11 protein-coding genes and 1 pseudogene are annotated in these 11,036 nt (G+C 39.8%); 3 read left to right on the forward strand and 9 right to left on the reverse strand.

The window, feature by feature from the left end:
* Positions 1–18 precede the first annotated feature (18 nt).
* From ACQ4N8_RS13765 to ACQ4N8_RS13780, 4 genes are all read right to left on the reverse strand, one after another.
* Positions 19–231 carry an IS3 family transposase gene (locus tag ACQ4N8_RS13765; RefSeq protein ID WP_430704938.1) on the reverse strand — a complete coding sequence of 71 codons (213 nt, stop codon included), beginning with the start codon at positions 229–231 and terminating at the stop codon, positions 19–21.
* Between the two features lie 115 nt (positions 232–346).
* Positions 347–730 carry an IS3 family transposase gene (locus tag ACQ4N8_RS13770; protein WP_430704956.1) on the reverse strand — a complete coding sequence of 128 codons (384 nt, stop codon included), beginning with the start codon at positions 728–730 and terminating at the stop codon, positions 347–349.
* 86 nt (positions 731–816) lie between these two features.
* A complete protein-coding gene (locus tag ACQ4N8_RS13775; protein ID WP_430704939.1) occupies positions 817–1,494 on the reverse strand; it encodes a helix-turn-helix domain-containing protein in 678 nt (225 codons plus the stop codon).
* 594 nt (positions 1,495–2,088) lie between these two features.
* A complete protein-coding gene (locus ACQ4N8_RS13780) occupies positions 2,089–2,553 on the reverse strand; it encodes a hypothetical protein (RefSeq protein WP_430704940.1) in 465 nt (154 codons plus the stop codon).
* Positions 2,554–2,605: 52 nt separating this feature from the next.
* On the opposite strand from ACQ4N8_RS13780, the pseudogene ACQ4N8_RS13785 reads away from it, so the two are divergent.
* A pseudogene (locus tag ACQ4N8_RS13785) lies at positions 2,606–3,771 on the forward strand (IS3 family transposase).
* Positions 3,772–3,782: 11 nt separating this feature from the next.
* On the opposite strand, the gene ACQ4N8_RS13790 reads toward ACQ4N8_RS13785, so the two are convergent.
* From ACQ4N8_RS13790 to ACQ4N8_RS13810, 5 genes are all read right to left on the reverse strand, one after another.
* Positions 3,783–4,487 carry a UvrD-helicase domain-containing protein gene (locus ACQ4N8_RS13790; protein ID WP_430704941.1) on the reverse strand — a complete coding sequence of 235 codons (705 nt, stop codon included), beginning with the start codon at positions 4,485–4,487 and terminating at the stop codon, positions 3,783–3,785.
* Between the two features lie 5 nt (positions 4,488–4,492).
* Positions 4,493–6,130, reverse strand: a complete 1,638-nt coding sequence (locus ACQ4N8_RS13795; protein ID WP_430704942.1) for an ATP-dependent nuclease — start codon at positions 6,128–6,130, stop codon at positions 4,493–4,495.
* Complete coding sequence (locus ACQ4N8_RS13800) at positions 6,127–7,017, reverse strand: hypothetical protein (RefSeq protein WP_430704943.1); 891 nt, start codon at positions 7,015–7,017, stop codon at positions 6,127–6,129. Before ACQ4N8_RS13800 ends, ACQ4N8_RS13795 begins: the two co-directional genes overlap by 4 nt.
* Before the next feature lie 685 nt (positions 7,018–7,702).
* On the reverse strand, positions 7,703–7,951 hold the full coding sequence (locus tag ACQ4N8_RS13805; RefSeq protein ID WP_430704944.1) for an SEC-C metal-binding domain-containing protein: 249 nt from the start codon (positions 7,949–7,951) through the stop codon (positions 7,703–7,705).
* Between the two features lie 1,105 nt (positions 7,952–9,056).
* Entirely contained in the window at positions 9,057–9,383 is a 327-nt protein-coding gene (locus ACQ4N8_RS13810) for an excisionase family DNA-binding protein (RefSeq protein ID WP_430704945.1), read from the reverse strand.
* 213 nt (positions 9,384–9,596) lie between these two features.
* On the opposite strand from ACQ4N8_RS13810, the gene ACQ4N8_RS13815 reads away from it, so the two are divergent.
* Both ACQ4N8_RS13815 and ACQ4N8_RS13820 read left to right on the forward strand, forming a co-directional pair.
* Complete coding sequence (locus tag ACQ4N8_RS13815) at positions 9,597–10,400, forward strand: hypothetical protein (RefSeq protein ID WP_430704946.1); 804 nt, start codon at positions 9,597–9,599, stop codon at positions 10,398–10,400.
* Between the two features lie 103 nt (positions 10,401–10,503).
* Positions 10,504–11,036: hypothetical protein (locus ACQ4N8_RS13820; protein WP_430704947.1), on the forward strand; the 533-nt coding region annotated here is incomplete at its 3' end.

Here is an 11,036-nt window from a genome sequence, read left to right on the forward strand (position 1 = left end):
AGTACAAAAAATAAAGATCTATGAAGCGGCCTTAGCCCTGAATTCCATGGGGCTGAGGCTGTTTAGTTTTTTCTGTAATCGTTCGTAATTGTGAAAGTGAATATAAGCATCAATGTCGTGCTTTAATTGCTCAAAGGTTTGGTATTTATGCAAATAATACTTCTCACATTTCAACGTTCCCCAAAAGGATTCCATGGGTCCGTTATCAATACAACGTCCAACTCGTGACATGCTCGCTTTAGTTTAGCCTTGTCCAACAACTTCTTAAAGCCCAAAGACGTATACTGGAAGCCCCGGTCGCTATGAAGGAGCGTTTTGCTCCTAGGTGCTTTTTTTAGCGTCAACTTCAATGTCTTAAACACGAGCGGATTATGCCGTATTTAAATTCAGTTACATCCGTTACCCACTTCTGGTTTGGAGCTTCAGCTTGAAACTCACGGTTTAAAACATTCTCAGCTACCTGCTGTGGCGTAGAACGTTCATATTTCTTTTTCTTTCTACGAATGACAGACTGAATCCCTTTTATCTTCATCAGACGATACACGCGCTTGTGGTTAATCTGTTTCTCCGTTTGTCGACACATATGTAGCGTTAATTGACGGTAACCGAAGGTACCTTCAACCTTCTCATAGAGCGACATCATAACCGACGTTAGCTCCTGGTTCTCCAACTGTCGCGGGCTAGGCGTGTGACTGAGCCACTTGTAGTAACTTGACCTTGGAATCCCCATAACCTTGCACAGAAGCTGTATGCTGAGAGACTCTGCCTGCTGCACCGCTTGTATAGCACGGTAGATGTTTTCCTGACGATGCCCGTTCAGCGACGCCTCCTTTCGAACTCCTGTAACTTTTTTAAGAGAGCATTCTCCGCCCGAAGTCGCTCGTTTTCGTACTCCAGTTTCTTCATGGCGAGCTTTTGCTGATCGGCCTCTGTTAACTCTTCAGGCGCCTTCGTTCGCCCTCTGCCGTCTTGCAAAGCGTCTTGTCCGCCATCTTCATACTTCTTTACCCATTGGTATACTTGCTGGTAGGATACCTGGTACTGGCTTACGGTTTTTTGGTAATCTCGATTATTAGCAAGGCAGTGCAATACGATGTCGATCCGTTCTTCCCAAGTTGTCGTTCGTCCCTTTGTCATAGCGGCTACGCCTCCATTCTTATACGGTCTTAAACCGCTATGACTATTATACTTTTTAATCCAGTTCCTGAGTTGTGTACGACTTGCAATGCTGTATTTTCTTTTGACTTCGTGTTGTGAGTACTTTCCGGAAAGATAATCTTGAACCGCTTGTAGTTTAAGTTCTACCGAATAGCTCCTATTCTTTGAACGAAATTCCAACCCTTCAGCTCCGTCATAACGACGTCGCCAGTCTTTCAATGTACTGACGTTAATACTATACTTGTAGGCTATCTCGCTCAGTGACCCTTGCCCCGTTTTAAGCTCCTTCAATATGGCTAATTTCTCTTTCCCGCTGTACTCGTTAATTTGGGACATGAAAAAACTCCCCTTGGCAAACAGGTTTTATTATTTAACCTGTCTACCTAATGGGGAGCATATCAATATCAATTTGAAGGTGGCCCTTCATGACGATTTATTGCTGATTCCCATGATTTTAAGTTTGCTTAGTAAAAAATACAACACCGGGTTGTTGTGCACAGGCGTCATAAAAAAGAAAACACCCGAAAAGGGTGCTCTCTTTATAGTTTAAAAATCGCTCGTCATATCCACCCACTTCAAATCCAAAACAACCGAAACTTTAATCGTATCTCGCAATTCCTTGTTCTTATAATCGCTCTCATCCTTCGCAAAGGAGAAATACTTCGCTGAATACTGATAGCTGTAGACTTCTAGGTATCGACTCGACATATCCCCACCACGCACTCCACATGTGTCGTATGCGGGAACACTCTGTCATGGGATGTGGTCTGTTGCAATCCGCGGAAACCCTGATTTGGCGGGCATTTTTCCAATTGACGTCCGTTATATTAGGGTGTTTTCCGATATTTTTGGTTGATGTTTTACATCAGTTTTACATCAACATCAATTCATGGAATCCTTTACTCACCCCAAACTTACTCTTTATCGGCATTAGATTACATACTTATTAAGTCCTTCAAAATCAGTCGCTTGGTCATAGTCATAGACGATCCCTACACTGAACTTCGCTCTAGTTAATGCAACATACAGTTTTGAACGGCTCGTAGAAGGTAAGGCAAAAGTGTTATTCTTAATCCACCTAATAAAGGGTTGAGTTGGATATATTAGTACCCTATCGAAAGTAAGACCCTTAGATTCCCCAAAGTTAATACACTTGTGATTTTTATTAACTGTCTCTCTAACACTGTCTCTTAATTGAACTGGGTTAAATCTTTGGAGGTACTGATCTACGTCTTGTTTTCTAACAAGAAAAATGCCATCGTGACCCGTCACTTCAAGTTGATTTGATTGACAAGGCTTGAAATCAGGAAATAATTTTGAAGAGTAGTTACAAATCAATTCATTATTTCTATGTGATACATTCAATGAATTGCAGCTAGAATAAAAAGTGGACACCTCTTAATGTCGCACAGATAATAAATCTATTGAGGCAGAAAGGGTGTCGAGAATGAGTGAGTCTAGGCAACGATACAATGAAACATTTAAACGTGAGGCCGTAAAGTATGTCCAAGAGCAGACAAAGAGTTTGGAGCAGGTGGCCGACGAACTGAACATCAATCCCGGTACATTGAGAAACTGGATGGGTAAGTACCGTGAGTTTGAAAATGAACCGGTAAACCAAGGAGAGTCACTTCGTCAGCAATCCCAGCTCATTGAAGACCAAAAACGTGAGATCGCGGACCTGAAAGAAGAAATCGAAATTTTAAAAAAGGCCGTGCACATCTTCGGGAAAGAAAAGAACTAAGGTTCCAGTTCATCGAAGATCATCGCTCCGAGTTTCGATTGGAGAAGATGTGCAAAGTGCTGCAAGTTTCCCGGAGCGGATACTACAAGTGGCAGGCATCCGAAGCCTCCGAAACAGAGAAGCGTCGAGAGAAACTCGTAGCACGTATTAAATGGCATTTTTACGATTCCGATGAAATTTACGGCAGCCCAAGGATACACAATGAATTAGTAAAAGAAGGATGGACGGTATCGGAACGAACCGTCGGCCTCATCATGCGTGAAAATGGGTGGCGCTCGTGCATGGCTCGAAAGTTCAGAGTCGCCACCACAGACTCCAATCACGATATGCCCGTCGCACCGAATGTACTGGATCAGGATTTCTCCGCCAAGAGGCCTAATGAAAAATGGGTGGCTGACATTACCTACATTCCTTGCCGCCAGGGAAAGCTGTACCTTGCCAGCATTTTGGATCTATACACAAAACAGATCGTTGGATGGAAGCTCAGCGATAGAATGACGACGGACCTCGTCCTTGAAGCACTAAATCAAGCGTACGAGGCTAAGAAGCCAAAGGATGTAATTCACCATTCCGATCGCGGCTCCCAGTATGCCTCCAAGGAGTACCGTGAACAGCTTGCTCGCTTAGGCATACAGCCAAGCATGAGTCGTAAAGGCAACTGCTACGATAATGCCTGTATCGAGGCATTTCATAGCATTTTAAAACGTGAGTTCATCTACAGCAGGCCAAAGTTTAAGACCAGGGAAGAGGCTCAACAGAAGCTATATCGCTACATTGAGTTCTTTTACAATCGCAAGCGCTCTAATAGTACGATTGGTTACATGTCACCTGTACGCTTTGAACAGCTGTACTACCAAGTTGCAGCTTAAGAGTGTCCACTTTATTGACAGAAGAGCAAATCTTCATCAATATCACATTCTATTCTACGACATTCTGTTTGAATAAACTCTTTGATACGTCCTTCTTTATAACGATCATATTTTCTTTCAATGTGGGTAAGGTATGTTACCTGACGAGGATCACCTACGAATAGTATGTTAGAATTACTCATCAAAAGAAGCTTAACAATTTCCAAATCATATCCTGCCAAGTCTTGAATTTCATCGATATAGATATGTGAATAGATACTGCTTAATCTCTTAAAAACAGCACCTTCACTTTTTTCGTTACATCTGATAACTAATTTCGAAATTTTATCCGAATATACTTTTGAATCATTTGTAAAATAGTGCTGTTTAAAGTGAGTGGCTTCACCAAAGTAAACCTTTCTACCTGTCCTCTGATCAGTAAATCTTAATGCTGAGGGTTCATTTACTAGAAGCATTCCTCTAATAGCTTCATCATATAACTCACCTTGATAAGGTCTAATTCCATGTTGTAGCAAAGTAGAAAACCACGTTTGAATGGTGACATGGGACGGGACGCACCCATTCAATTCACTAAACTTCTTGCGGATTTCGGCTTCGTTTGCTTGAGTATAAGTTGTAATAAGTACATTTCCTTCGCGTTGTTTTAAAGCTTCGTTTACAAGAAATGTTGTCTTTCCAGAACCAGCTGCAGCTATAACCAGTTTATTAGTTTTCATACTGATCACCTAATTGCCTCTGCGATATATTCAGGAAATACCACAGATTCAGTAGTTTCAAAAATCTTCAGTGCGCACTCAGTTTTATGAGCCTTCATATATTTATGCATTTCATCAATATGTGCGTATTCTGTTCCAAAAATCGTATTGAATTTACTCAAATCATTAACTTTTAGTAGTTTTGGTTCCAATGTATTATAATTAAATGGGTTTTTCCCAATAAACAAGTCACCTTCATCAACTGTTTGATCATAACAAATTTTAATGTGAGCTTTGGCGTTATCACCTAGATAGTCACTATACTTCCTAGAGACTGCTTCAACATCACCATCATTATCTGTAACAACTGTTACAGGTTTATTAAGCAACACAGCGATTTCTAGGAATCGTAAGAAAGAGGTTCCTACCGAGATGACATCGATTTCATCATGAATTGGTAGTTTGCCTTCATTAGTGTTCATATAAGCTTTCTGGACTACCAGCTCATCGGAATCTCCCTCAACTAAAATAGCCTTCTTACAGAGAATGAGTCGAAGGGTATCATAACCAGCGACCTTCTGAAAGAAACTTTTTGTATCGGACTTTAGATCATTGAGCTTTATTGCCCTTTTTTCGTTTAGTAAAATCAAGTTACCTAACCCCAATTTATTAGCTACGAAGCTACTATGAGTAGAAATAATTATTTGTTTACCTTGCTGGTTTTCCGCTATTTTATTAATAAATTGGTTTAATTTAGTATGTGATAGGTGGTTTTCTGGTTCTTCAACTAAAATGACTGCAGCCTCTCTTGTTCTCCTATGACTTAAAGCCAACTCGGTTTTAACAATGCATTGCTCGCCTTTTCCAACGAAGTGGAAAGGTACGTCATCAAGATACGTTACTAAGCTGTTTTCCCAAGCGTTCTTAGAAAGTAGCTCAACAGAAAGTTCAACTTTCTTTCCAGTTAAAACGGCGGTTTCTTGAATTTTAGCATTAATCGCCTGAATTGACTCTGAACCCATGAAATTATCTCGCATTTTTCTATGTGCTTGGGAAATATCCACTATATCTTCAGTCTCTAAGTTATCCCGAACAATTCTGGAAATATAAACATCAGATCCATTTTGGTACCGATTACTTGATGAATCAATCATTGCAGACTTTAGTGGAATGCTTTTTGGCGTTATTATCTCCCTGGCAAATGTAGACCAGACCAAATCATAATATTCTATGGGGAGTGTCTTTACGTCTCCCTTGCTTACTAACTGTTCATACTCAGCTTGATACTTTTCATCGAAACAAATTTTAAGTGAAATCCCGCTTTCCTTTACTCGATCGCTATTACCATTACCTTCTAAGAACGCTATATCATCACCACTCAAATATATTTCAATCAATATGTATGGCAACTCGTGGCTTTGTCTTTGCTCCAATTTTGTTAAGTATTCACTTATAACTGTATTGTTGAAATAATACTGTGTTAACTCATTTTTGATTTGTCTCCCACTAAGAAGCCCAGTTAGTGCTAAGTGAATTGCTTCTAGAATAGTACTTTTCCCAGCCTCATTATTCCCAACTAGGATATTCATTCCCTCACTAAGTTCTAAGACGAACTCCCCGTAAAAGCTCTTAAAGTTCTGGATTTTCACCTTTTTAATTTTCATTTGTCACTTCCCCCACTCAGTCTTTCTAAATATGCTACCACTAGATGAGATACACCTATCATTAGCTCGGCTTCATACTGGTCAACTGGGACAGCAGGTAGATTTCCATTATCTTTTAATTTTGAGTTGCGATGATGTCCTACTTTATTTAAGTAAGTAGATACTCCAGTTAACAACTCAGTTATTCCATCTCTTTTTTGCTCTGTAATATCGCTGAGAAACTCTCCCCAAACTTTCGGGCTATATGGACCCCCTCGACCGTTGCCAACATCAGTATAGGATTCAATTACTGAGAGACACTGACGGAGGGCATCGTAGGTCATGCCACGCTGCATATGCTCACGAGCAATATCAAGCTGTTCATATGCTTGAATCCAGCTTCTGTCGTTTAACAATGCTGTAGAAAGGCTTACTCCGTATTTTGTAGAATACCCGTAATAATGAATGAACCGAATCCAATCAGACTCTGATATCTTTATTTTTTGGCTGCCGGTTATCGGAATAATTTTATTGTCGTTCTCTCTAATTTCTATAATCGCCTTTACATCAATTGTAAAATGCAGGTCGCCAGAACGAACCCCTTCTAAGGCAGATATATCGTTCGAGTCGAATATCCAATCCCATTCTGTATAACCGGAGCCTTGATTGAATACTCGGATGTTGGACTGGATTTCTCCAACAGCTTTTCTTAAAAAAGTGGAGTTAACCTTTGCTGATACCTGAATGTCCAAAATGTTTTGAAGCCTGTGAGTTTGATCCGACATCAAGATGTCATATAACTGAATGTTGTTTTCAGAGATTCTCAAGTCAAACTCAAACTTTATGTTTGTATTGTTATTCTGGTGATTAGAGTGCATAGATGATTCAAACAGATTTATTGTATACATGGATATGAACTATCCCCCTTAATTAAAAAGTTTTGAGAGTATAGAAACCCTCCCTCGAGCATGAACCACAACTCGAATGGTTATCAAACCCCAAAATCACACTAGGGATGTGTCTTCCTAATATGCCTGAAATACAAAACCTGTGCTGCCCTTGACCTGTACTGTAGTGACCACATTTATATTTGTATAGATTAATCGGAAACATACGATCCGGTTCTTCCTTCATTAGCTGATTAACATATGGACAATGCTTGGGATTCGATTTATCCGTATCTTTGTGCTTATCTAAATCTTCCAAACTTTGAAGAAATAATGAGCACCCCTTCGATGGATCTTTAAAGACGTGACAATTACCGGCATGAAAATAAAAGCTTACGGATTTACCCTTTAAATCAAAGTTATTAACTCTGACCCTAATATTATTGAGGGCAAAATAATAATCCCACTCATCTCTGATCAACTTCTTATAGTTATTGATCCTACTTCTGTTTATGAAGATTATCTTTCCATGCCTCATACCGTAACTCCTTTGTACTTACTTCATAACTGCTGCATTTTTAAGCTGTATCGAATTACTCTCTTGCATCGACATACCTAAATTATGTCTATTTACAACCGTTGGTTTTGTTGGATCATATCGCTGCATCAAAGCTAAAGTATGAATACCTTAAAAAGCGGCATTTTCCTAATATATAGATTCATCCATAATTATCTCGAGTTCAACTTCTGAAACTGTAAAGAAGTCACTACAACAATTATTGCATCCTGAAAAACACTGGTGGTTATTCACTGTGTTCTTAAAGTGCGATTCAACTGTGTGCTCAACTAGCTCATTTAGCATAAACAGATGCGCCGCGCAACTATCTTTAGTGATACGATGACAATTTTTCGAAGACTTCCCGCTTCCGCAGATACATCGATCTTTCTTAGCCATAAACTACCTTCAGGACTAGTGGTTTCCTTCTGTAAGCATTCGCCAAAGCATGATTTTTTTCCTTCTGCTTAGTAGTTAAATAGATCTACTCACTCTTAGTTATCAATTATAAAAAACAACGAGCCGAGCAAATATCTACTCGACATCATAAGTAGAAGCAAATTGTTTTACTAGGGCCGTCTTGCCGGCTGCTGTCGGCCCAATAGCAAGCAGACTCTTAACATACGTTGCTAGGAGCAACCCCATTTTTATTGGCAGTACAACTTGAAGCAGAATACCAGGAACTTACTCGACCTATCGTGAGAATCCGGCAATAACATTACCGGTGATTTTAAAAGCCGCTTGATAAGTTAGATCGTAAATACTTATATCCTTCATTCAGCCCTGTGCAGGTCGTTCCAAAAGCATCCGAGGAGTCACTTCGAACGAATGACGCTCAGTTCGAGTTATACCATGAGTATATTGAAAATGGTTACAAGCAAGATTTTTTGTCTGATAAAACAGAACACGTACAAAAGATGGTTTTAGCGCTGACAGATGCTCTGAATGCCGCTCTTATGGTTTGTATTTAACTATCACGTGAAACAAGCTTAGAGTGTCGCTGACCGTCATATGGCATAATATGAAAGACCACCTCCGTTCACTTTAGGAGGTGGTCTTTCATTCCAGTTTGCAGCTAAATCCCATGTATAAAAATCTCATTCATAAATAACCAAACACCAGAAGGGTCCCTCTTTGTAGGTTCCTAACATGATTGGCGCAAATTAGCGGGAATATATAGGGCTTAGTACCGGCCAAATGATGCAAATACAGGCAGGGGCCTCCTCAACGCTCCTCTGCCGACTCTTCCGAAGCTCCTCTATAGTGAAAGCTCGTCAGCCTCATCTTGGGAACGGGGGCCGGCTTCATTCAAACTGCCTTTATTTCCCCACTCACCCCTAATGATTTGGTATAATTTACCGATTTATTATTAATTTAATTTATTGTAATGTTATATTTATAAAAACAAACCAAACCACCACAGGACTATCCCAACTATTAGGGGTATTATTGTGGTTTTTTTATTTTTTAAGAATGTTTGATGAAAGAACGTCTAACGAAGCTACTAAGATTTTGGGGTGTTAGCATGAATCCATGAATTTATTGAATCTCGGTTAAATAATATCCTTCTCCGTATTCTTACAAATGGAATTTGATTTTCACGTACCATTGTATAAATACTATCCGTTGAAACGCCAAGATAATTGGACAACTCCAATACAGAAAATACGGCTTTCATTTGAGGATTATCTTGTTCGAATGTTGAATTTTCGTCTTTGCTTTTAGCAGTGTTAGATTGAGACATTTTTTTCTCGACACTGGCTAACAGCGTTTCTTCCATTTGTACTAATGTTTTAAGTAATTGAATTCGTAACAAGTCATATTCTCTCATAACCATCACCTTTAATATTTTCAATCTATAACTTTGAATTTGTTTATTTAGACATCAAAGTACATATCTAAAAGAAGCGTGGTGAGAACCCTTGGCTCGAATGACCCCAAATACATTAATCTCCCACTCTGGTTTGCATAGTCGTTTACTCACATACATGAGTAACCCGGCAATTGATTCTCGCCCTGGTTATGATAGATGTGGTGAGTGCAAATGAGTATAAGAGATGAATTTTGGATTCAGCCTGTACGTAAAGCTCAGGAATTGTTGAATACAACGGATAACATAAGAAAAGCGGAATGCCGTAGCTATATACTTAGTGCAAACTATCGCTTACTATTTCGTATTCAAAACAACAAAACGCTTTGGGAACAACTCCTTATGTATCCTGATGTCTTCTTTCGAAGACAGCTATATGCTAAATGGTTCAGTTTAAGTCAACAGATGATACAGAAAGGCACAGGTATTGCATCGGGAAGCGTTCATAGCCTGTTAAATTCGAGTCGGCAGCCACCTCTGAGTCTCATTCATACCTATGCAGTCATGTGCAACGTTCCTTGGCAAACCATAGTAGAGGAAAAACCTAATGAGGAATCCTTTTCAGTACCAACAGAATATTGGTTTAACGGAGCATCCGTTGATAAGGGAATTGAGGAACTAAATGCAGAGCGAAACCAGGTTCGTAGTATACGAGGATATTGGATCAGAGATCCTCATCCGCTTTTTGAAGGGGAGAATAGCCCTATTACTGCAAGATGGGTGAACAGTTATTTGGAAATGGAGTATTTCGAATTTCATTTAAATCACGAGCCTTCGCTTTATCCTCAAAAAAGAAACATCATTCAGAATATGTTTCCATTCGCAACGCATCTTGTGACAACCTATACTCCTCTTCGGCCACACAAACGTTCATTTTGGATATTGGGGCCAAAACCTAATAAACGGACTGCATATGAAGAGCTTTTAAAAGTCATCGAAGAGCGTGAGCTTACCCTTGTTTTACCCCTTAACTCATAGCTTGCTCCCCCATTAGGGCCACTTACTCACGTTGATGAGTGTTTAACTACAAATCATCAGCTTGGTTAGGCTAGTGTTAACAAACCTAATGGAGGACAAGCGGATGCGTAAAAAGACTTCGAAATTACAACCCCTTTTGGAAAAACCAGCCCACCGTGAAACCCAAGAATCTTTTCGGCAGAATCTTTCTTTTGCCGAAAAGATTCTTGACGTTTCGAGTATGTTCCCGACTCTCAATGACGATCATGATATTAGAAAAGTCACGCGTGAGAAGGTGGAAATCATGTTATATGCCGAAAAGCTACTGCCTGAAATGGAGAATATCAAGACAAGCTCACGTCCCGGCCCTCAAGGCATCAATCGATGGATATGGGAGAACAAGGTCCAATATGAAATTCCCCAAGGTTTATTACGTGAATTTCTGAGTCGTGGCATGCGTAATTCCCCTCATGTTTATTACAGAAAATATCAGGTCGTTCGCATGCTCCTCCTGCACATATCGAAATACCACGAAATTAGCCCGGCTCAAGTTCAAAACGAACACTTGCTTGATCCAACGTCTCTTCAACATGCTATTTTTTTGAATACGGATAGAACCCTCTTATCTCCTTTTCACTTGTTAATTAAGAAGTCGGC

The organism is Paenibacillus macerans, assembly GCF_050565405.1.
In the GTDB taxonomy this organism is placed as follows: domain Bacteria; phylum Bacillota; class Bacilli; order Paenibacillales; family Paenibacillaceae; genus Fontibacillus; species Fontibacillus macerans_B.